This window comes from Streptomyces sp. NPDC037242 (genome assembly GCF_055604165.1).
In genome coordinates, this window is record NZ_JBVJUY010000010.1 from 66335 (window position 1) to 86979 (window position 20645).

18 protein-coding genes are annotated in these 20645 nt (G+C 70.4%); 3 read left to right on the forward strand and 15 right to left on the reverse strand.

Annotation, left to right across the window (positions count from 1 at the left end):
- Nucleotides 1–241: 241 nt before the first annotated feature.
- Nucleotides 242–730 carry a DUF3180 domain-containing protein gene (locus tag ACZ7GJ_RS14305; protein WP_470751671.1) on the forward strand — a complete coding sequence of 163 codons (489 nt, stop codon included), beginning with the start codon at nucleotides 242–244 and terminating at the stop codon, nucleotides 728–730.
- A 69-nt stretch (nucleotides 731–799) separates the two neighbouring features.
- Here ACZ7GJ_RS14305 and folE read toward each other — a convergent pair whose 3' ends face one another.
- The 6 genes from folE to dacB form a co-directional block, all read right to left on the reverse strand.
- Nucleotides 800–1408 carry a GTP cyclohydrolase I FolE gene (folE, locus tag ACZ7GJ_RS14310; protein WP_470751672.1) on the reverse strand — a complete coding sequence of 203 codons (609 nt, stop codon included), beginning with the start codon at nucleotides 1406–1408 and terminating at the stop codon, nucleotides 800–802.
- A 98-nt stretch (nucleotides 1409–1506) separates the two neighbouring features.
- Nucleotides 1507–3534, reverse strand: coding sequence for an ATP-dependent zinc metalloprotease FtsH (gene ftsH / locus ACZ7GJ_RS14315; RefSeq protein WP_470751673.1), 2028 nt, complete (start codon nucleotides 3532–3534; stop codon nucleotides 1507–1509).
- Nucleotides 3535–3742: 208 nt separating this feature from the next.
- Nucleotides 3743–4303, reverse strand: a complete 561-nt coding sequence (hpt, locus tag ACZ7GJ_RS14320; RefSeq protein ID WP_470751674.1) for a hypoxanthine phosphoribosyltransferase — start codon at nucleotides 4301–4303, stop codon at nucleotides 3743–3745.
- Nucleotides 4304–4368: 65 nt separating this feature from the next.
- Entirely contained in the window at nucleotides 4369–5457 is a 1089-nt protein-coding gene (gene tilS / locus ACZ7GJ_RS14325) for a tRNA lysidine(34) synthetase TilS (protein WP_470751676.1), read from the reverse strand.
- A gap of 253 nt (nucleotides 5458–5710) precedes the next feature.
- Nucleotides 5711–6856, reverse strand: coding sequence for a zinc-dependent metalloprotease (locus tag ACZ7GJ_RS14330; RefSeq protein WP_470751678.1), 1146 nt, complete (start codon nucleotides 6854–6856; stop codon nucleotides 5711–5713).
- Between the two features lie 49 nt (nucleotides 6857–6905).
- Complete coding sequence (dacB, locus tag ACZ7GJ_RS14335) at nucleotides 6906–8408, reverse strand: D-alanyl-D-alanine carboxypeptidase/D-alanyl-D-alanine endopeptidase (RefSeq protein ID WP_470751679.1); 1503 nt, start codon at nucleotides 8406–8408, stop codon at nucleotides 6906–6908.
- A 144-nt stretch (nucleotides 8409–8552) separates the two neighbouring features.
- Between dacB and ACZ7GJ_RS14340 the strand changes: the two genes are divergently transcribed.
- Nucleotides 8553–9047, forward strand: coding sequence for an inorganic diphosphatase (locus tag ACZ7GJ_RS14340; protein ID WP_008742522.1), 495 nt, complete (start codon nucleotides 8553–8555; stop codon nucleotides 9045–9047).
- A gap of 176 nt (nucleotides 9048–9223) precedes the next feature.
- Entirely contained in the window at nucleotides 9224–10858 is a 1635-nt protein-coding gene (locus ACZ7GJ_RS14345; RefSeq protein WP_470751681.1) for a threonine/serine exporter family protein, read from the forward strand.
- A gap of 105 nt (nucleotides 10859–10963) precedes the next feature.
- Here the strand turns inward: ACZ7GJ_RS14345 and ACZ7GJ_RS14350 are convergent, their stop codons facing one another.
- From ACZ7GJ_RS14350 to ACZ7GJ_RS14390, 9 genes are all read right to left on the reverse strand, one after another.
- Nucleotides 10964–11680: a DedA family protein gene (locus ACZ7GJ_RS14350; protein WP_470751683.1), complete on the reverse strand. Its 717-nt coding sequence runs from the start codon at nucleotides 11678–11680 to the stop codon at nucleotides 10964–10966.
- 131 nt (nucleotides 11681–11811) lie between these two features.
- Nucleotides 11812–12570: a MerR family transcriptional regulator gene (locus ACZ7GJ_RS14355; RefSeq protein WP_470751685.1), complete on the reverse strand. Its 759-nt coding sequence runs from the start codon at nucleotides 12568–12570 to the stop codon at nucleotides 11812–11814.
- 81 nt (nucleotides 12571–12651) lie between these two features.
- Complete coding sequence (locus ACZ7GJ_RS14360) at nucleotides 12652–13434, reverse strand: ABC transporter permease (RefSeq protein WP_470751687.1); 783 nt, start codon at nucleotides 13432–13434, stop codon at nucleotides 12652–12654.
- Nucleotides 13431–14435, reverse strand: a complete 1005-nt coding sequence (locus tag ACZ7GJ_RS14365; RefSeq protein WP_470751689.1) for an ATP-binding cassette domain-containing protein — start codon at nucleotides 14433–14435, stop codon at nucleotides 13431–13433. Before ACZ7GJ_RS14365 ends, ACZ7GJ_RS14360 begins: the two co-directional genes overlap by 4 nt.
- A 75-nt stretch (nucleotides 14436–14510) precedes the next feature.
- Entirely contained in the window at nucleotides 14511–15125 is a 615-nt protein-coding gene (locus ACZ7GJ_RS14370) for a PadR family transcriptional regulator (protein WP_470751691.1), read from the reverse strand.
- A 48-nt stretch (nucleotides 15126–15173) separates the two neighbouring features.
- On the reverse strand, nucleotides 15174–15686 hold the full coding sequence (locus ACZ7GJ_RS14375; protein WP_470751693.1) for a DinB family protein: 513 nt from the start codon (nucleotides 15684–15686) through the stop codon (nucleotides 15174–15176).
- Nucleotides 15687–15767: 81 nt separating this feature from the next.
- Nucleotides 15768–17855, reverse strand: coding sequence for a penicillin-binding protein 2 (gene mrdA / locus ACZ7GJ_RS14380; protein ID WP_470751694.1), 2088 nt, complete (start codon nucleotides 17853–17855; stop codon nucleotides 15768–15770).
- Between the two features lie 51 nt (nucleotides 17856–17906).
- On the reverse strand, nucleotides 17907–19364 hold the full coding sequence (locus ACZ7GJ_RS14385) for an aldehyde dehydrogenase family protein (protein WP_470751696.1): 1458 nt from the start codon (nucleotides 19362–19364) through the stop codon (nucleotides 17907–17909).
- 89 nt (nucleotides 19365–19453) lie between these two features.
- Complete coding sequence (locus ACZ7GJ_RS14390) at nucleotides 19454–20332, reverse strand: helix-turn-helix domain-containing protein (protein WP_470751697.1); 879 nt, start codon at nucleotides 20330–20332, stop codon at nucleotides 19454–19456.
- Nucleotides 20333–20645: the final 313 nt, after the last annotated feature.

Sequence of the window (20645 nt, forward strand, 5' to 3'; positions counted from 1 at the left end):
TCACCTTCAGCGAGCAGAACCTTCCGAGTCACCCTCAAGCCCACCCGCTCCGTCCGTACTGTCATCCGATCAACGACAGCCCTCACGGAAAGGTCACTCATTCGACCGACGAACCCAGGTCCGGAGCCGGTGCAGGACCGACATCACGACCAGAACGCGATGCGATCGCTACGGATGCCCCGGGAACTATGCGAGCCTGTGGACTGCTGACGGAGTGGTGCGGAGAGCGGGGAACGGGCAAGTGAAGCAACTGAGGCCGGCGGTCCTGGCGGGCATCTTCCTGGTCGCCGGGGTCCTGTCCTGGGCGGGTGCCCGGCTGTTGAGCACCTACGGCAGCCTGCCGGGAGTGCCGCTGGCCGCGCCGATCGTGCTCGCGGTGATCGCGGTGGTGCTCCTCGCCACCGCCCTGTCGCTGCGCGCCCGCCTGAAGGCCCAGCGCGAGCGGCGGGCGGGCGCCAAGGGCGTGGAGCCGCTGATGGCGGCCCGCGCGGTGGTCTTCGGGCAGGCCAGCGCGCTGGTGGCCGCGCTCGTGGCGGGCATGTACGGCGGCGTGGGCATCTACCTGCTGATGGAGTCCCTCGACATTCCCGCCCGCCGGGACCAGACCTGGTACGCCGGGTTCTCGGTCCTGGCGGGCGCGGCCGTCATCGGCGCCGCCCTCTTCCTGGAGCACGTCCTGAAGCTCCCCGAGGACGACGACCAGTCCCCGGAAGCCCCGGCCCGCGCCTGAAAAGCATCGGTCCCCCTCCGTGAACGTCACTGAGGGGGACCGTGGCGGGCCGTGCCGGCAGCGAGCCGCCTAGCGGGCCATGATGAGGCTCATGGCCTCACTGCGCGTCGCGGGGTCGCGGAGCTGGCCGCGGACCGCGGACGTCGTCGTCTTGGCGCCCGGCTTGCGGATTCCCCGGACCGACATGCACATGTGCTCGGCCTCGATCACGACGATCGCCCCGCGGGCCTCCAGGATCTCCATGAGGGAGTCCGCTATCTGCGTCGTGAGACGCTCCTGCACCTGCGGACGGCGTGCGAAGACGTCCACCAGACGGGCCAGCTTGGACAGACCCGTGATCTTGCCGGTCTCCGCCGGGATGTAGCCGACGTGGGCGACACCGTGGAAGGGCAAGAGGTGGTGTTCGCACAGGGATACGATTTCGATGCCCTTGACCAGGACCATCTCGTCGTGGCCGAGGTCGAAGGTCGTCGTCAGGACATCCTCCGGCTTCTGCCGCAGGCCGGCCAGAATCTCCCGGTACGCCCGCGCGACGCGCGCCGGCGTCTCCAGCAGGCCCTCACGCTCCGGGTCCTCACCGACCGCGATCAGGAGCTCTCGGACGGCCGCCTCGGCACGCTTCTCGTCGAACTCGCCGATCGCGCCCTCGTCACCGGTCAGGGTCACTGGGTCGGTCATGTCTTCCTCGTTCCTGTGCACACAGCGCTCGCGGGCATATAAAAGTGCCGCGCCCCCCAGGCTAGAACCTGGGGGGCGCGGCTTCCATTCCGGGTGGATCAGGCCTCGGGGCGGTCCTCCGGAGCGACCTCGATGCCCTTCTCCGTCGAGACCGGCGTACCGGCCGACGTGCCGTTCGCCGAGTTCGTCAGCTGGAGCTCCTTGGGAGAGAGCACCGGCGGGCGGGTCGACGGCGTGCGGTGGGAGGAGCCGGTCCACGCCGGGCGGGCCGGGCGCTTCACGATCGTCGAGAAGATCTCGGCGATCTGCTCCTTGTTCAGCGTTTCCTTCTCCAGCAGCGCGAGGACGAGGTTGTCGAGGACGTCGCGGTTCTCGACCAGGATCTCCCAGGCCTCGTTGTGCGCGGTCTCGATGAGCTTCTTGACCTCTTCGTCGACCAGCGCCGCGACCTCTTCCGAGTAGTCCCGCGGGTGCGACATCTCGCGCCCGAGGAACGGCTCGGTGTTGTCGCCGCCGAACTTGATCGCACCGAGACGCTCGGTCATGCCGTACTGCGTGACCATGGCCCGCGCCGTGGCGGTGGCCTTTTCGATGTCGTTCGCCGCGCCCGTGGTCGGGTCGTGGAAGACCAGCTCCTCGGCCGCGCGTCCGCCCAGCATGTACGCCAGCTGGTCGAGCATCTCGTTGCGCGTGGTCGAGTACTTGTCCTCGTCGGGCAGGACCATGGTGTAACCCAGGGCCCGGCCGCGGGACAGGATCGTGATCTTGTGGACCGGGTCGGAGTTCGGGGAGGCCGCCGCGACCAGGGCGTGTCCGCCCTCGTGGTACGCGGTGATCTTCTTTTCCCGGTCCGACATGATCCGGGTCCGCTTCTGCGGACCCGCCACGACGCGGTCGATCGCCTCGTCCAGCATGTGGTTGTCGATCAGCTTCTTGTCCGAGCGGGCCGTGAGCAGCGCGGCCTCGTTCAGGACGTTGGAGAGATCGGCACCGGTGAAGCCGGGGGTGCGGCGGGCGACGGCCGAGAGGTCGACGTCCGGTGCGACCGGCTTGCCCTTCTGGTGGACCTTGAGGATCTCCAGACGGCCCTGCATGTCCGGACGGTCGACCGCGATCTGGCGGTCGAAGCGGCCGGGGCGCAGGAGGGCCGGGTCGAGGATGTCGGGGCGGTTCGTGGCGGCGATCAGGATGACGCCGCCCTTCACGTCGAAGCCGTCCATCTCGACCAGCAGCTGGTTGAGGGTCTGCTCGCGCTCGTCGTGACCGCCGCCGAGGCCCGCACCGCGGTGCCGGCCGACGGCGTCGATCTCGTCGACGAAGACGATCGCCGGGGCGTTGGCCTTGGCCTGCTCGAACAGGTCACGGACACGCGAGGCGCCGACACCGACGAACATCTCGACGAAGTCGGAACCGGAGATCGAGTAGAACGGGACACCGGCCTCGCCCGCGACGGCACGCGCGAGCAGGGTCTTACCGGTGCCGGGCGGGCCGTAGAGCAGCACGCCCTTGGGGATCTTGGCGCCGACGGCCTGGAACTTCGCCGGCTCCTGGAGGAACTCCTTGATCTCGTGGAGCTCCTCGACGGCCTCGTCCGAGCCCGCGACATCGGCGAACGTCGTCTTCGGGGTGTCCTTGGTGATGAGCTTGGCCTTGGACTTCCCGAAGTTCATCACTCGGGAGCCGCCGCCCTGCATCTGGTTCATCAGGAACAGGAAGACGACGACGATGAGGACGAAGGGCAGGAGCGAGAGCAGCACGCTCAGGAACGGGCTGGTCTTGTCCGGTGCGACCTTGTAGCCGTCCGGGATCTGACCGGCTTCGTACTTGCTCTGGAGGTTCTGGGCGAGCTGGACGCCCTGGTCCCCGATGTAGTTGGCCTGGAACTTGGTGCCGGAGTTGTCGGCGAGCTTCTGGTCCTTCTTCAGCTCGACCTTGACCATCTGGCTGTCGCCGGTGGTGAGCTCGGCGCTCTGCACCTGGCCACTGTTGATCGCCTTGATGACCTCGCTGGTGTCCACCGTCTTGTAGCCGCCGCCGGAGCCGACGACATTCATCAACACGACCACGGCGAGGACGGCCAGCACGATCCACATGACCGGCCCACGGAAGTATCGCTTCACGTCCATCCATACGGGGCGCCAGGCACCCCGTCCCTCCTGCCCGTAGGTAAATGCTGCTGTGAGTAAAGAGTGTTCTTCGGAATGTACCCCTGAATTGTCACCCGCGGCCTCGTGGGACGGCTGACAGACCCGCCTTCCCCTGCTCCAACGGCGGGAATCGTTCCAGGGTTCCCCTGCGGGGCGGCCGCTGCGGCCGCCCCGGCCGGTTCCTGCCTCAGCCGCCGTAGACGTGCGGGGCGAGCGTGCCGACGAACGGCAGGTTGCGGTACTTCTCCGCGTAGTCGAGGCCGTAGCCCACGACGAACTCGTTCGGGATGTCGAAGCCGACCCACTTCACTTCGATCGCGACCTTCGCGGCGTCGGGCTTGCGCAGCAGCGTGACGACCTCAAGGGAGGCCGGCTCGCGGGAGCCCAGGTTCGACAGCAGCCAGGACAGGGTCAGGCCCGAGTCGATGATGTCCTCGACGATCAGGACGTGCTTGCCCTTGATGTCGGTGTCCAGGTCCTTGAGGATCCGGACGACGCCCGAGGACTGGGTCCCGGCGCCGTACGAGGACACCGCCATCCAGTCCATGGTGAGCGGGGTGGACAAGGCGCGCGCCAGGTCCGCCATCACCATCACGGCGCCCTTGAGGACACCGACGATGAGCAGGTCCTTGCCCGCGTACTCCGCGTCGATCTTCGCGGCCAGCTCGGCCAGCTTCGCGTCGATCTCTTCCTTGGTGATGAGCACCGACTGGAGGTCGCTGCCCATGTCCTTCTCGTCCACCCGCATCACTTTCGTTGTCGGCCGGGGCTCCGGGGGTGCCCCCGGAGGACTCAGCCGTGTTTCAGCACCAATCAGCCCTGCCGGATGACAAGTCTGCCACCCTGCCGCTGGGCCTCGACCCGGCCGGGCAGGTTGATGGCGCCCTGGCCGCGCCATCCGGTGATGAGCCGGTCGACTTCCTCGATGTGGCGGGCGAAGAGGGAGCCTGCGGGGGACCCGGCCGCGACCACGGCACGGCGCAGTACGCGGCGCCGGACGGCCGGGGGCAGGGCGTAGAGCTTGGCGCACTCCAGGCGGCCGTCCTCGTCGCGTACGCCGGTCTCGGCCTCGGCGGCCCAGGAGTCCAGCGCGTCGGCGTCGTCGCGGGAGAGCTGGGCGGTGCGGGCGAGCGCTTCGACGACTCCCTTGCCGAGCGCCTTTTCGAGGGCGGGCAGTCCCTCGTGGCGCAGCCGGGAGCGCGTGTAGGCGGGGTCGATGTTGTGCGGGTCGTCCCAGACGGCCAGGGACTGGACCATGCAGGCCTTGCGGGCGGTCTGGCGGTCCACCTGGAGGAAGGGGCGGCGGTAGCGGTTCGTCCGGCCGGGACCGCCGGACTTCTCGGCCATGCCGGAGAGGGAGCGGATGCCGGAGCCGCGGGCGAGGCCCAGCAGGACGGTTTCGGCTTGGTCGTCGCGGGTGTGGCCGAGCAGCACGGCGGCGGCGCCCAGCCGGTCGGCGGCCTCGTCCAGGGCCGCGTAGCGGGCGTCGCGGGCGGCGGCCTCGGGTCCGCCGTCGCGGCCGACGCGCACGGCGACGGACTCCACCGGGTCGAGCCGGAGCGCGGTCATGCGGGTGACGACCTCGGCGGCGCGCAGGTCGGAGCCGGCCTGGAGTCCGTGGTCGACGGTGATGCCGCCGGCCCGGATGCCGAGCTTGGGGGCCTCGAAGGCGAGGGCGGAGGCGAGCGCCATGGAGTCGGCGCCGCCGGAGCAGGCGACGAGCACGAGTGGCAGGGTGCCGCCGGCGGTGCGACCGTCGGTGCCACGGCCCGCGGAGCCGCGGCCGGAGCCGGCTGCGGAGACGGACGCGTGAGCGGGACGGTCGGTGAGGTCGGTCAGTACGTCGTGGAGTACGCGGCGGACCGCCAGGCGTATCGCTGCGACCGCAGGATGGGGACCCATGTCCGGTGCCCTTCGGTGGAGTTCGGACGCCTGGCCTGCCAGGCGGGAAGCTTTGGGGAGGGTGGTGCGGGTGGTGCGCTGGGGTTCTGCCCGGCGTCCCCGCGGGGCGGGGATGTCACTCAGAGTGCGTCGATGGTGACAGAGACGAGCCGTTCCCCGAGCATCGCACGCCCTTCCACGGCCCACGGTCCCTCGGACGGGTGATGCTGCTTCCCCCAGAGGGACATGTTTACGCCCCTTGTGTCACTCCACTTCACTTCCCTTGGCTCTCTTCGCTCCCCTTGCGGTGCACCCGGGCCACCCAGTCCGCGGGCCGGGCGATCTCGGCCTTGGTGGGCAGTGTGTTCGGGGAGGTCCAGACGCGGTTGAAGCCGTCCATGCCGACCTGGCCGACGACGGCTCGTACGAAGCGCTCGCCGTCGCGGTACTGGCGCAGCTTCGCGTCGAGGCCGAGCAGCTTGCGCAGGGCTGCGTCGAGGCGGCCCGCGCCGCTGGCCCGGCGCTGCTGGAACTTCTCGCGGATCTCGGCGACCGAGGGCACCACCTCGGGGCCGACGCCGTCCATGACGAAGTCGGCGTGGCCCTCCAGCAGGGACATGACGGCCGTGAGCCGGGCCAGGACCTCGCGCTGCTCGGGGGTCTGCACGAGCTCGACCAGGGAGCGGCCCTCGTCGCCCCGCTCGGCGTCGGGGCGGGCTCCGGCGAAGGACTGGGCGGCCTCGCGCAGCCGCTCCAGCACGGTCATCGGGTCGACCTCGGTGGCGCCGAGGAACGTCTGGATTTCGCCCTCCAGGTGCTCGCGGAGCCACGGGACGGCCGTGAACTGGGTACGGTGCGTCTCCTCGTGCAGGCAGACCCAGAGCCGGAAGTCGTGCGGGTCCACCCCCAGCTCGCGCTCCACGTGCACGATGTTCGGCGCGACCAGCAGCAGTCGCCCGCCGCCCGCCCGGGAGCCGGGCAGGTCGCGGGTGACCGGCGCGAAGGTCTCGTACTGGCCCAGCACGCGGGAGGCCAGGAAGCTGAGCAGCATGCCCAGCTCGACGCCGGTGACCTTGCCGCCGACCGCGCCGAGCACGGCGGCGCCGGGGGTGCCGGCGCGGCGTTCCTGCATCTTGCCGAGCAGCGGCGCCAGGAGCTCCCGGAAGCCGGCCACATTGGCCTTGACCCAGCCCGCCCGGTCCACGACGAGGACGGGGGTGTCGGGGACGCCGCTGTTCTCGGGCAGCATCCGGGTGAACTCGCGCACGTGCCGTTCCGAGGTCCTGGCGTGCCTGCGCAGCTCCGCGACGACGGCCCGGGCCTCGTCCCGGCTGACCTCCGGGCCGGGGCGCACGAGCCGGGTCGCGGTCGCCACCGCGAGGTTCCAGTCGACCATCTCCGCACCACCGATGCTCGTCATGCGTCAACCGTACGTGGACGAGGCGTCGGGCGGATCCCCCGGCGCAGGTCTAAGGCGTCGTGGCCACGACGGCGGCCAGTTTGTCGAGGGCCTTCTCCGCCCCCTCGGCGGCCGGGCTGTTCGCCGTCAGGAACGCGAAGGCGAGCAGTCGGCCGGAGGGGTCCACGACGGTTCCGGCGAGGGAGTTGACCCCGGTCAGGGTGCCCGTCTTGGCCCGCAGCACGCCGGCGGCCGGGGAGGTTCCGGAGTTGCGGGTGCGCAGCGTGCCGGTGAAGCCGGCGACGGGCAGCCCGGTGAGTACGGGGCGCAGCTCGGGCCGCTTCGGGTCGGCGGCCTTGGCGAGCAGCCCGGTCAGCAGTCCGGTGCTGACCTTGTCGGCCCGGTTGAGGCCACTGCCGTCGGCGAAGCGGGAGCCGGTGACGTCGACGCCGAGGGAGGCGAGCCGGTCGGTGACGGCCTGCTCGGCTCCCTCGAAGCTGGCGGGCCGGCCCGCGGCGAGGGCGGTCTGGCGGGCCAGTGCCTCGGCGATGTCGTTGTCGCTGTTGGTCAGCATCCGCTCGACGAGCCCGGCCAGGGGGGTCGAGAGGGTAGTGGCGAGCGGGACCGCGCCGGCGGGGGCCTTGGCCCTGGCGGGTTCGCCGGTGACCTTGATGCCGCGTTCCCTGAGCAGGGCGGCGAAGGCGCGGGCGGTGTCCTTGGAGGGGTCGTCGGTGCGCTCGACGGGCCCGGACGCGGAGTCGTCGGGGCGGCCCTCGTCGGCGGTGAGGGCGGTGACGGGGGCGAGGTTGTCGTTGCGGCCGATCGGGTGGCGGACGGCGCCGGTGTACAGGGAGTCGTCGTAGCCGAGGCCGACGGTGTCGGTGCCGGCCGCCTTCAGGGCCTGCGCGGTGTCGGCTGCCAGGGCGACGAGGCTGCCGCCGGAGCCGGCGGGGGCCTTCTTCTTCGCGGTGAGCGAGGGGTCGCCGCCGCCGACCAGGACGATCTGGCCGGGGCCGGCGCCGGGGGTCACCGTGGTCCTGATCCGGTGCTCGGGACCGAGGGCGGCGAGCGCGGCCGAGGCGGTGGCGATCTTGATGGTGGAGGCGGGGGTCATCGCGTCCCGCGCCCCGGACTCGTAGAGGACCTGCCCGGTGGCGGTGTCGATCACCGAGGCGGTGCGTACGGTGCCCAGCGCGGCGTCCGCGAGCAGCGGCCGCAGCGCGGCGGCGAGCCCGGACGGACCGGTGGCGCCGGCCTTCGCGGCCGCGCCGTCGGGCCCGACACCGGGGCCGACACCGGGCCCTGCGCCGACCAGCACGCCGGGGGCGCTCGGTGCGGGCCGCGGGAGTCCTCCGGCGCCGCCCGCGGCTGCGCCGCCACCGTGATCTGCGCCACCCGTAAGGCCCCAGGAGGCGGCTCTGTCCCGCTCGGCCTTACGCTGGCCGGAGTCCCAAGGACCGGCCGCGGCCACCGCAGCCGCCGACAGGGCGAGGCCGGCGACGGCCGACCCTGCGATGAGCTGCCACGTCTTGACCAATGGCACCTCGGACCAGCCCCTTTCGCGATCACACATATGCGTGAGGGACACTTAACCACTGCGTCTTGCCGCGAGCATGGCACCCCACCCGGTGGGGCTGGGCCGGACGCGCACGCAGTTCATCACAACGCAGTCCCGAAGCAATCAAGCTGCATGCAGCTGATCATGGAGGAGCAGGACGTGGAGTTCGACGTCACCATCGAGATCCCCAAGGGTTCGCGGAACAAGTACGAGGTGGACCACGAGACCGGCCGGATCCGCCTGGACCGTCGCCTCTTCACCTCGACCAGCTACCCGGCCGACTACGGCTTCGTCGAGAACACCCTCGGCGAGGACGGCGACCCGCTGGACGCGCTGGTCATCCTTGACGAGCCGACCTTCCCGGGCTGCCTGATCAAGTGCCGCGCCATCGGCATGTTCCGCATGACGGACGAGGCCGGCGGCGACGACAAGCTGCTGTGCGTCCCCGCCTCCGACCCGCGTGTCGAGCACCTGCGCGACATCCACCACGTGTCGGAGTTCGACCGCCTGGAGATCCAGCACTTCTTCGAGGTCTACAAGGACCTGGAGCCGGGCAAGTCCGTCGAGGGCGCGAACTGGGTCGGCCGCACCGAGGCCGAGGCCGAGATCGAGGCCTCGTACAAGCGCCTTGAGGCCCAGGGCGGCCACCACTGAGGCTCCCGCCGGTGAGCGGGGCCGCGGGGATTCCCGCGGCCCCCTCCGGTACGACAGCGGGCGGTACCCCACGCGGGGTGCCGCCCGCTGTCGCGTTCCCGGGCGGCGGGCGGCGTCGCCGGGGAGGAAACGGTTCCGCATACTGATACCGCCGGTGATCGCAGAGTGGAGGACGCGTGGCGGAGGCCGACGGGGCAGAGGACAAGAAGCCCACGTCCGACGAGGCGCGCAGCGCCTTCACCCCTCCGCCCGGCATGGAGCCGGAGGCGGCCGAGGAGGACCAGCCGACCTCGGAGTTCGCCGTCCCCGACGGCCTGGCGGCGCTGCCCCCGGAGCCGGAGGAGGGTTCCGCCTTCGCGACCCCGGCGACCTACAGCGCCGCGCACTCCCCGCCCGCCTACACCCCCGCCCCGGGCTTCCCCGTCGCCTCCCCCTGGCAGGACCGCATGCGCACGATGCTGCGCATGCCGGTCGACGTACGCCCGGTCCCCGAGTCCGTGCAGAAGCAGACCGAGGCCGGGCCCGCCGTGGGCCGCGTACTCGACCTCACGCTGCGCATCGGCGAGCTGCTGCTCGCGGGCGGGGAGGGCGCCGAGGACGTGGAGGCCGCGATGTTCGCGGTGGCCCGCAGCTACGGGCTCGACCGCTGCGAGCCCACGGTCACCTTCACCATGCTGTCCATCACGCACCAGCCCTCGCTGGTGGACGACCCCGTCTCGGCGAACCGGACCGTGCGCCGCCGCGGCACCGACTACAACCGGCTCGCGGCCGTGTTCCGGCTGGTGGACGACATCAGCGCCCCCGAGATCGACATCTCGCTGGAGGAGGCCTACCGGCGCCTCGCCGAGATCCGCCGCAACCGGCACCCGTACCCCGGCTGGGTGCTCACCCTGGCCGCCGGGGTGCTCGCCGGCGCGGCCTCCACCCTCGTCGGCGGTGGCGTGATCGTGTTCTTCGCGGCCGCGATCGGTGCGATCCTCGGCGACCGGCTGGCCTGGCTGTTCGCCGGGCGCGGCCTGCCGGAGTTCTACCAGTTCGTCGTGGCCGCGATGCCGCCCGCCGCCTTCGGGGTCGCGCTCAAGCTCCTGGAGATCGAGGACATCAAGGCCTCCGCGGTGATCACCGGCGGACTGTTCGCGCTGCTGCCGGGGCGAGCCCTCGTCGCGGCCGTGCAGGACGGCCTGACCGGCTACTACATCACCGCGTCCGCCCGGCTGCTGGAGGTCATGTACCTCTTCATCGGCATCATCATGGGCGTCCTGGTCGTGCTCTACATCGGGCTCCAGTTCGGCGCCGCCCCCAAACCGGAGGAGGTCCTCCAGATCACCCAGCGGCCGCTGATCCAGATCGCGGCCTCGATGGTGCTGGTGTTCACCTTCGCGATCCTGCTGCAACAGGAGCGCGCCACCGTGTGGATCGTGACCTTGAACGGCGGGGTCGCCTGGGTGACGTTCGGGGCCCTGCACTACGCCGGGGGCATCCCGCCGGTGCCGTCCACCGCCATCGCGGCCGGGCTGGTGGGCCTCTTCGGCCAGCTCTTCTCGCGCTACCGCTTCGCCTCGGCCCTGCCGTACGTGACCGCGGCCATCGGCCCGCTGCTGCCGGGCTCGGCGACGTACTACGGGCTGCTGCTGATCGCCGAGGACCGGCTCAACGAGGGCCTCGGCTCCCTGACGAACGCGGCCGCCATCGCGCTGGCCATCGCGATCGGGGTCAACCTCGGGTCGGAGACCTCCCGGCTGTTCATGCGGATTCCCGGGGCGGCGAGCGCCGCCAAGCGCCGGGCCGCGAAGCGCACCCGCGGCTTCTAGCGGCGCGCGCGGACACACGTACACGCGTACACGCGGACACACGTACGCCCCGCAGACTCTCGCGGGTCTGCGGGGCGCAGGAGGCCTTACGGGGCTCCGTACGGGTCAGCGCTTGGCGTGGCGGCCGCCGCGCGGGCCCGGGGTCTGCGGGTCGTCCTCGCCGCCCTCGGCCGACGCCGGCACCGGCTCCGCCGCGGGCTTGTTCTTGCGCTCCTTGCGGGCCTTCAGCACCTCGAAGACCACGGGGATGACGGAGATCAGGACGATGCCGATGAAGATCGGCTCGATGTTGTTCTTGATGACGTCGAACTGGCCGAGCTTGTAGCCGAGGCAGGTGACACCCGCACCCCACGCGATGCCACCGATGACGTTGTACGTCAGGAACGTGCGGTACTTCATCGAGCCGGCGCCCGCGACCATCGGCGCGAAGGTGCGGATGATCGGCACGAAGCGGGCGAGCACGATGGCCTTGGGGCCGTGCTTCTCCATGAAGTCGTGCGCGGCGTCGAGGTTCTCCCGCTTGAAGAGCTTCGAGTTCGGCTTGTTGAAGAGCTTCGGGCCGAAGTACTTGCCGATCAGGTAGCCGACCTGGTCACCGATGATCGCCGCGGCCACGATCAGCGTGCAGACGAGCCACAGCGGCTGCTTGATGTACTCGCCGTTCGCGACCAGCAGGCCGGCCGTGAACAGCAGGGAGTCGCCGGGCAGGAAGGCGAAGAGGCCCGATTCCGCGAAGACGATGACCAGGATGCCGATCAGGCCGAAATGCGAGATCAGGTAGTCCGGGGACAGCCACTCAGGGCCGAGCGCAAGCGTGTACACGAGTTCCGGGCTCTCCTGGATCGGGGGGTGTCGGCGGTGTGCGGGAACGCGACAGGTGGTTCCAATTATGAACGCACACGGCCCCCACCTGGTTCCAGTCACCGGAGGGGGCCGTGCGGGAAACTCGCCGTCTAGACGCCGCGCACCGCGTTCGCCATGATCGCGTCACGCAGGAAGACCGCCAGACCAGGGCGGATGCCGTCGTAGAACGCCGTGAAGCGCTCGTCTGCGACATACATCTCACCCAGGCAGGTGTGCATCTCGTACGAGCAGTCGTAGTGGTTCGTGCCGATCCAGCCGCGGTGTTCCTCGGCCAGGTCCATGGCCTGCTCCCCGTCGGCCGCAGCGCCCGAGTCCATCAGCGCGACGAGCCTGCGGTGGAGGTCGTCCGCCTCGTCCTGGATCCGCTGCCAGTCCTCCTTCGTGTAAGAGGCCGCGCGGCGGGCGGACTGCTTGTAGGCGTCGGTGCCGCCCCAGCGCTCCTCGGCCTCCGCCGCGTACTGGTCGGGGTCGAAGTCCCCGAAGACCTCGAACTTCTCCTCGGGCGTGAGGTTGATGCCCATCTTCTTCGCCTCCATGGCGTGCTCAACGGCCCTGGCCATCTGCTGGAGCCGGGCGATCCGGTCGGACAGGAGGGCGTGCTGCCGGCGCAGGTGCTCCCTCGGGTCCGAGTCCGGGTCGTCCAGCAGGACCGAGACCTCTTCGAGCGGGAATCCGAGCTCCCGGTAGAACAGGATCCGCTGCAGCCGGTCGAGGTCGGCGTCGTCGTACCGCCGGTGTCCCGCGTGGCTGCGGCCGCTCGGGGAGAGCAGCCCGATCTCGTCGTAGTGGTGCAGGGTGCGCACCGTGACTCCGGCGAATCCGGCGACCTGGCCCACTGAGTAGCCCATTTCCGTCCGCTCCTCTGGTTGGGTACGCCCTCGACTGTGGTCCCTCACGCGGCGTGAGGTGCAAGCCCGGGCCCCCCTTGCCTACCGGCTCAGGCCGCGGAAGCGCCCCACCGCCAGCGGGAAGAAGACCGCCAGCAGCAGCACAGGCCAGCCGACGGCCAGCAGCGCCGCGTGGTCCGAGGCCCACGACGGGGGCGCCGCCGCAGGGTTGCCGAACAGGTCGCGCACCGCCGTGGCCGTCGCCGACATCGGGTTCCATTCGACCACCGCGCCCAGCCAGCCCGGCATCGATTCCGGCGTGGCGAACGCGTTGGACAGGAAACCCACCGGCCAGACCAGGATCTGCACCGCCTGCACCAGCTCGGGCCGCCCCGCGACCATCCCGAGGTAGATGCCGATCCACAGCATCGCGAGCCGGAACAGGAGCAGCAGGGCGCAGCCGAGCAGGGCGGCCCCCACCGATCCGTGCCAGCGCCAGCCCAGCAGCAGGCCGACCCCGCCGAGGACCAGCAGGCCCACCGCCGACTGGAGCATGTCCGCCGCGCTGCGGCCGACCAGCACCGCCGAGGAGGACATCGGCATCGCGCGGAAGCGGTCGATGACCCCCCGCTCCAGGTCGCGGGTGACCGCCGTCATGGTCGACTCCAGGCCGAAGGCCATGGTCAGCGCGAGCATCCCCGGCACCAGGAACTCGACGTACTCGCCGTCGATCCCGCGGCCGCCGCCGATCAGGAAGCCGAACATCAGCAGCAGCATCACCGGGAAGACCAGCCCGACGACCACCTGTACGGGCTGGCGCGCCCAGTGCGCGAGCTCGCGCCGGGTCATCGTCCAGGAGTCCGAGACCGCCCAGGCCGCGCTCATGCCGCCACCTCCGTCCCGGTGCGACCGGTGCGGTCGGTGCCGCCGGTGCGGTCGGTCAGGTGCAGGAAGGCCTCGTCCAGCGTGGGCCGCCGCACCGAGAGGTCCGCCGCCTCGATGCCCGCCTCCTCCAGGACGCGCAGCGTCCGGGTCAGGCCCGCCATGCGGTCCCGCACCGGCAGGCTCAGCGTCAGGGAGTCCGGGTCGGCGGACGGGTCCCCGTACGGGTCCCCCGTCGCGTCCGCCAGCAGGGCCGCCGCGCGCGCCAGTTGGTCCGCGTCCCGCAGGACGAGGACGATCCGGTCCGCCCCGACGCTCGCCTTCAGCTCGTCCGCCGTGCCCTCGGCCGCCACCCGTCCGCCGTCGATCAGGGTGATGCGGTCCGCCAGTTGGTCGGCCTCCTCCAGGTACTGCGTGGTCAGCAGTACGGTCGTGCCCCCGCCCACCATCGAGCGGACGGCGCTCCACACCTCCGCGCGGCCGCGCGGGTCGAGGCCGGTGGTCGGCTCGTCCAGGAACAGCACCTGCGGGTCGCCGCCTTCCCCGTTGCCGATGAACGACGCAGCCAGGTCGAGCCGGCGCCGCATGCCGCCGCTGTAGTTGCCCACGGGCCGCCGGCCGGTGTCCGCCAGGCCGAAGCGCTCCAGCAGCGCGTCCGCCCGCAGTCCGGCCCGCCGCGCGCCCAGGTGGTGGAGGCGGCCGAACATCTCCAGGTTCTGCCGCCCGTCCAACTGCTCATCGAGCGCCGCGTGCTGGCCGAGCAGCCCGATCCGGGCGCGGACGGCCGCCGCGTCCGTCCGTACGTCGTGGCCCGCCACCCGGACCACGCCCTCGTCGTGCCGCAGCAGGGTGCTCATGATGCGTACCGCCGTGGTCTTGCCCGCGCCGTTGGGGCCGAGCACCGCGTGGACGGTCCCTGTGCGCACTTGCAGGTCGAGCCCGGCCAGGGCCTGCTTCCCGCCGTACCGCTTGTGGACTCCCTCGACTTCGACGGAGATCGCCAAGATCACTCCCCAGTAATCAAACTTGAGTAGTTGGATGGCGAAGATATGCCCGGGAGCCCGGCTAGTCAAACTTGATTACGCGAAGGGGTTCTCCTGGCCCTCCGCCAGGACCCCCACGAACGGTTCGCCGCCCTCGCCCGCGAAGGAGTACGCCCCGCCCTCGATCCGCTCGATCAGCCCCCGGGTCCACTGCGCCTCGGCGTCCGCCGAGTGGACCCACATGTGCATGATCTCCCCGATGTGGCCCAGCTGCTCCGGGCCGCCCTCCGGGGTGTAGTACTCGGTCACCGACGACCGCCAGCCGGCCAGCTTCGCCAGCCGCTCGCGCAGCAGCTCCAGCACCTCAGCGCGCGGCAGGTCGACCATGAAGCCGATCGCCGCCGAGAGCACGTCCGTCTTCTGGTCGTACGCGCACAGGGCCTCGCGGAGCAGCTTGAAGTACTCCGCGCGGCCCGCGTCCGTCAGCTCGTACTCCGTCCGCGGCGGACCCCCCGCCGCGGACGGTGCGACCTCGTGGGCCAGCAGCACGCCCTGCTTCGCCATCTGCTTGAGCGCGTGGTAGATCGACCCAGGCTTGGTGTTCGACCACTCGTGGGCGCCCCAGTACTCCAGGTCGGCCCGCACCTGGTACCCGTGGGCCCGCCCGTGCTGGCGGACCGCGCCGAGGACAAGAAGCCGAATCGCTGACATGCGGCCAGGCTAGCCAACGCAGCCCCGGCCCCGACCCCGACCCTGGACCTAGCCCATGGCCTTGGTGCCGTCGAGGGACTCGCGGACGATGTCCGCGTGGCCCGCGTGCCGGGCGAACTCCTCCACCAGGTGCAGGAGCATCCAGCGCATCGATACCTTGCCGTCCTTCGGGAACCAGGGCGCCGGCGGGAGCGGGAAGGTGTCGTCCAGGCTCGGGAGGGCGGCGACGAAAGCCTCCGTCTCCTTCCGCACCCCGTCCCAGAAGGCCAGGACGGCCGGGATGCTCTCCTCGTCGGTCAGCCGGAAGCCCTCGCCCCACTGCTCCCAGGGACGCTCCCGCTCGTTCGGCTGCTGCTGCGCCATCCGCAGCCAGCCCAGCTCCACCTCGGCCACGTGCTTGAGCAGCCCGGACAGCGAGAGCTCGCTGGCGCTGGGGCGGCTCGCCGCCTGCTCCTCGCTCAGCCCCTCCACCGCTTCGCGGATCGCGGTGCGCTGGGCCTCGACGAAGGACAGGAGCGTGCCGCGCTCGTCGCCGAGGATCTCCGTGGACATCTGAGCCATGACGTGACCAACCTTCTGTGGTGGGGTGTCTCTCCCGCTGACAAGAACCACATTACGGAGCCTTGCGGTCAGCTTCTGTCCTCAATGCGGGGCGTTTTCTCCGTCCGGGCGAACGGCGGGCAGCGCGGTGGCCGGCTTCGGCAGCAGGGCCTTGGAGAGGTCCTGCTTGCCCGTCGGGTCCAGCCCGTACATCGCCTCGTAGATCTTGCGGACGGCCGGGCCCGAGGCCCCGGAGCCGGTGCCGCCCTGCGAGATCGTCATCACGATCGAGTAGTCCTCGGTGTACGAGGCGAACCACGAGGTCGTCTGCTTGCCCTGGACCTCGGCGGTGCCGGTCTTGGCGTGCATGGGGATCTGCTTCTGCGGCCAGCCGCCGAAGCGCCAGGCGGCGCTGCCGGTGGTGGCCACGTCGGCCAGCGCGCCGTCGATGTCGTCGCGGAGCTTCGCGTCCATCGGCAGCCTGCCCTTCTCCTTCGGCGCGATCTCCTTCACCGAGGTGCCGTCTGCGCTGACCACCGCCTTGCCGATGCTGGGCTGGTGCAGGGTGCCGCCGTTCGCGATGGCCGCGTAGACCGACGCCATCTGGATCGGGGTGACGAGGGTGTCGCCCTGGCCGATCGAGTAGTTGATCGCGTCGCCCTCGCGCAGCTGGTTGCCCTGGCGGCAGTTCTCGTAGGCGATCTTCTCGGCGAAGGAGCCGTCCTTCTTGCCGTCCCGGCACCACGCGGCCTTGTTCGCCTCGAAGAAGTCCTTCTTCCACTGCCGGTCGGGGACCCGGCCGGGCACCTCGTTCGGCAGGTCGACGCCGGTGGGCTTGCCCAGGCCGAACTCGTGGGCCGTCTTGAAGAACCAGTCGCTCGGGTTCTTCTTCGGGTTGATCCCGCCGTCCTTCTTCCACTCCTTGTCCGCGATGCCGTAGTAGACGGTGTCGCAGGAGACCTCCAGCGCCCGGCCGATCGTGATGTCGCCGTAGCCCTGGGACTCGAAGTTCGTGAAGGTCTGGTTCCCCACCGAGTACGAGCTCGGGCAGCCGTAGCGGGCGTTGAACGGGTACCCGGCATTGACCGCCGCGGTGGACGAGACCACCTTGAAGACCGAGCCCGGGGCCGCCTGGCCCTGGATCGCCCGGTTCAGCAGCGGGTAGTTGGACTCCTTGTCGGTGAGCCCGGCGTAGTCCTTGGCCGAGATGCCGCCGACCCACGCGTTCGGGTCGTAGGTCGGGTTCGACGCCATCGCCACGACCCGGCCCGTCTTCGCCTCCATCACCACGACCGCGCCCGAGTCCGCCTCGTAGTTGCGCCGGGTGTTCTTGTCGTACCCCTTGCGGGCTTCGAGCATCGCGTTGTACAGCTCGCGCTCGGCCACCGCCTGCACGCGCGAGTCGATGGAGGTCACGATGTTCGCGCCGGGCTGCGCCTTGTCGCTCACGCCCTCGCCGATGACCCGCCCGAGGTTGTCCACCTCGTAGCGCGTGATGCCCGCCTTGCCGCGCAGCTCCTTGTCGTACGTACGCTCCAGGCCCGAGCGGCCCACCTGGTCGGAGCGCAGGTACGGGGAGTCGGAGTGCTTCGCCTTGCCGATCTCCTCGTCGGTGACCGGCGAGAGGTAGCCGAGCACCTGGGAGGTGTTCGCGCCGTCGGGTCCGGCGTAGCGGCGCAGGGCCGTGGGCTCGGCGGTGATGCCGGGGAACTGCTCGGCGTGCTCCCGTATCTCCAGGACCTGCTCGGTCGTCGCCTCGTCGGTGACGGGGATCGGCTGGTACGGGGAGCCGTTCCAGCAGGGCTTGGGGGTCTTGGCGTCGCACAGCCGCACGCCGTTGACCACGTCCTCGGGCTTGAGGCCCAACACCTCGGCGAGGTGGGTCAGAACGCCCTTGCCGCGGTCCTTCATCTTCGACAGCTCGGTGCGGCTCGCGGAGACCACCATGCGGGTCTCGTTGTCCGCGAGCGGTACCCCGCGGGAGTCGAGGATGGCGCCGCGCACGGCGGGCTGGACGACCTGCTGGGTGTGATTGTTCTTCGCCTCGTCCGTGTACTCCTGGCCATTGCGTATCTGCAGGTACCAGAGCCGTCCGCCGAGGGTCAGCAGCAGCGAGAACACCACGATCTGGATCATGACGAGCCGGTTCTGGACCCGGGGCGTCCGACCGGTCTCCGGTATGTTGCTCAACTCGGCTCCCCCGGGACGCGTCCTGCCTGACCCGCCCGAGTCTAGGGGGATCTAGAAGGGGAAACGGGTCCTACCGTGTTGAACGGAGATCCATTTCTGCGTGGTGAAGGCCTCCACCGTGGCCTCGCCGTTGAGCCGGCCCAGGCCCGAGGCCTTCTCGCCGCCGAAGGCGGCCAGCGGCTCGTCCCCGATCGTGGAGTCGTTGACGTGGATCATCCCCGTCTCGATCCGCTGCGCGAAGCGCACCCCGCGCTCCACGTCCCGCGTGTGCACGGCTCCGCTCAGGCCGTACGGGGTCGCGTTGGTCAGGCGCACGGCCTCGTCCTCGCCGTCGAAGACCACCAGCAGCGCCACCGGGCCGAAGATCTCCTGGCCCAGCAGCGGGGAGTCCTCGGGGAGCCCGGCCAGCACCGTCGGCTCGACCAGGTTGCCGCGCGTAGATCCCCGTACGAGCGCCTGCGCCCCGGATTCGACGGCGCGGTCGACCAGGGCGGTCAGGGCGTCGGCCTGGAAGGAGTTGATCAGGGGGCCGATGTGGGTGTCGGCCTCGTGCGGGTCACCGGTTCTCAGGCCGCGCACGCGGGCGGTGAACTTCTCGGTGAACTCCTCGGCCACGGCCGCGTCGACCAGGATGCGGTTGGCCGCCATGCAGACCTGGCCCTGGTAGACGAAGCGGCTGAAGACCGCCGCCTCCACCGCGTAGTCGAGGTCGGCGTCGTCGAGGACGACCAGCGCGCTGTTGCCGCTGAGCTCCAGCACCGTCCGCTTGAAGTGGCGGGCGGCGACCGCTCCGACGTGCCGGCCGACCCGGTCGGAGCCGGCGAAGGAGATGACCCTGGGTACGGGGTGGGTCAGGAGCGCGTCGCCTATCTCGGCGATGTCGGTGACCAGGACGTTGAGCAGCCCGGCCGGCAGCCCGGCGTCCTCGAAGATCTTGGCGATGACCCCGCCGCCGACGACGGGGGCGTTCTGGTTGGGCTTGATGACGACCGCGTTGCCCAGGGCGAGGGCCGGGGCGACCGACTTCAGGGTGACCAGGAACGGGAAGTTGAAGGGGCTGATCACGGCGATGACCCCGACCGGGAGGCGCTGGACCCGGTTCTCCTTGCCCGCCACCAGCGAGGGCAGGATGCGGCCCTCGGGGCGGACGGCGAGCTGCATGGCCTCGCGGAGGAACTCCATGGCGAGGTGGACCTCGTACTCGGCCTTGGGACGGGTCCCGCCGAGCTCGTCGATCATCGCCTCGACGATCTCCTTCTCGCGCTCCTCGGTGATCCGCAGGGCGCGCTCCAGGACCGCGCGTCTGGTGTAGGGGCTGGTGGCCGCCCATTCCTTCTGGGCGCGCTCGGCGCCGCGGTAGGCCTGGTCCACCTGCTCGACGGTGGCCACGGTGATGGCCGCGAGCTTCTCCCCGTTGTACGGGTTGACGTCGATGATGTCCCACGAACCGGTGCCGGGCAGCCATTCGCCGTCGATGTACTGGTGAGCCAGGTCCTCGAATATGGACATGCCATCCCTTACTGCGAGCGCGCACCCTTGCGCTGCACCGGAGACCGATCGGTCATCATGCACTGATCAGACGTCATACTACGTGCGTATCAAGACAGTTGAAGCAGGCCACGGAGGAGATCCCGGGTTTTGTCGGGGTCGGGGCAGTCGGCCTGCAACCGCTCCATGGCCCTTCCGTACTGCCCCACTTCCTCGTCTTTGTCGAGGTAGAGGGCACTGGTGAGCTGTTCCAGATAGACGATGTCCTGGAGATCGGACTCGGGGAAGCGCAGCAGGGTGAAGGCCCCGCTCTCGCCGGAGTGGCCGCCGAAGGAGAACGGCATCACCTGAAGATGCACGTTCGGCCGCTGGGAGACCTCGATGAGGTGCTCCAACTGGCCGCGCATCACGTCGCGGTCGCCGTACGGGCGGCGCAGCGCGGCTTCGTCGAGCACGGCGTGGAAGACCGGGGCGTTCTCGGAGACCAGCACCTTCTGGCGCTCCAGGCGCAGGGCCACGCGCCGGTCGATCTCGGCGCGGGTGGCGCCCGGCATGCCGCGGCTGACGACGGCCTGGGCGTAGGCCTCCGTCTGCAACAGGCCGTGCACGAACTGCACTTCGTAGATGCGGATGAGCGAGGCGGCGCCCTCCAGGCCGATGTACGTCTGGAACCACCCGGGCAGCACGTCGCCGTAACTGTGCCACCAGCCGGTCGCGTTGGCCTCGCGGACCAGCCCCAGGAGGGACTCCCGCTCGGCGCTGTCCGTGACTCCGTAGAGCGTGAGGAGGTCCTCGACGTCTCTGGCCTTGAAGCTCACCCTTCCCAACTCCAAGCGGCTGATCTTCGATTCGGATGCGCGGATCGAGTAGCCGGCCGCCTCACGGGTGATGCCGCGGGATTCTCGGAGTCGCCTGAGCTGTGAGCCCAGGAGGATGCGGCGCACCACAGAACCGCTGGCTTCTGCGGTCACTAGTCCTGCCCTCCCCATCGCAATGGTGTGCGCGTGGTGTGCGCGTGTGCGTCGCGGGGCCCCCGTACCCCAGGGGCCGCAGTCTGCCACCAAAACGCATCGGTCCGTACTCGTTCTGTAACGGAATCCGGCGTCCCGGAAAAGAAGTCCGTAAGTATGCGTAGGAAGAAATGAGCAAGAACCGTCACGGGAGTGGACAGGTCCGGCGCGTGCACGTGCATCTGCCCTTGCATCCGGCTTCGGCATTCGGAACCATGGTGCCGCGCACCTGCGTGCTCTTCGCGCCGGCGCGGGACCCACCCCGCAGTTCTTTCTGGGCAGAGTTGCCGCT

What these genes read in the sequence shown, in the direction of transcription:
- folE (WP_470751672.1), bottom strand. Translation starts at nt 1,408, where the DNA reads ATGACCGACCCAGTGACCCTGACCGGTGACGAGGGCGCGATCGGCGAG.
- ftsH (WP_470751673.1), bottom strand. Translation starts at nt 3,534, where the DNA reads ATGGACGTGAAGCGATACTTCCGTGGGCCGGTCATGTGGATCGTGCTG.
- hpt (WP_470751674.1), bottom strand. Translation starts at nt 4,303, where the DNA reads ATGCGGGTGGACGAGAAGGACATGGGCAGCGACCTCCAGTCGGTGCTC.
- tilS (WP_470751676.1), bottom strand. Translation starts at nt 5,457, where the DNA reads ATGGGTCCCCATCCTGCGGTCGCAGCGATACGCCTGGCGGTCCGCCGC.
- ACZ7GJ_RS14330 (WP_470751678.1), bottom strand. Translation starts at nt 6,856, where the DNA reads ATGACGAGCATCGGTGGTGCGGAGATGGTCGACTGGAACCTCGCGGTG.
- dacB (WP_470751679.1), bottom strand. Translation starts at nt 8,408, where the DNA reads ATGTGTGATCGCGAAAGGGGCTGGTCCGAGGTGCCATTGGTCAAGACG.
- ACZ7GJ_RS14355 (WP_470751685.1), bottom strand. Translation starts at nt 12,570, where the DNA reads ATGGGCTACTCAGTGGGCCAGGTCGCCGGATTCGCCGGAGTCACGGTG.
- ACZ7GJ_RS14360 (WP_470751687.1), bottom strand. Translation starts at nt 13,434, where the DNA reads ATGAGCGCGGCCTGGGCGGTCTCGGACTCCTGGACGATGACCCGGCGC.
- ACZ7GJ_RS14370 (WP_470751691.1), bottom strand. Translation starts at nt 15,125, where the DNA reads ATGTCAGCGATTCGGCTTCTTGTCCTCGGCGCGGTCCGCCAGCACGGG.
- ACZ7GJ_RS14375 (WP_470751693.1), bottom strand. Translation starts at nt 15,686, where the DNA reads ATGGCTCAGATGTCCACGGAGATCCTCGGCGACGAGCGCGGCACGCTC.
- ACZ7GJ_RS14385 (WP_470751696.1), bottom strand. Translation starts at nt 19,364, where the DNA reads ATGTCCATATTCGAGGACCTGGCTCACCAGTACATCGACGGCGAATGG.
- ACZ7GJ_RS14390 (WP_470751697.1), bottom strand. Translation starts at nt 20,332, where the DNA reads ATGGGGAGGGCAGGACTAGTGACCGCAGAAGCCAGCGGTTCTGTGGTG.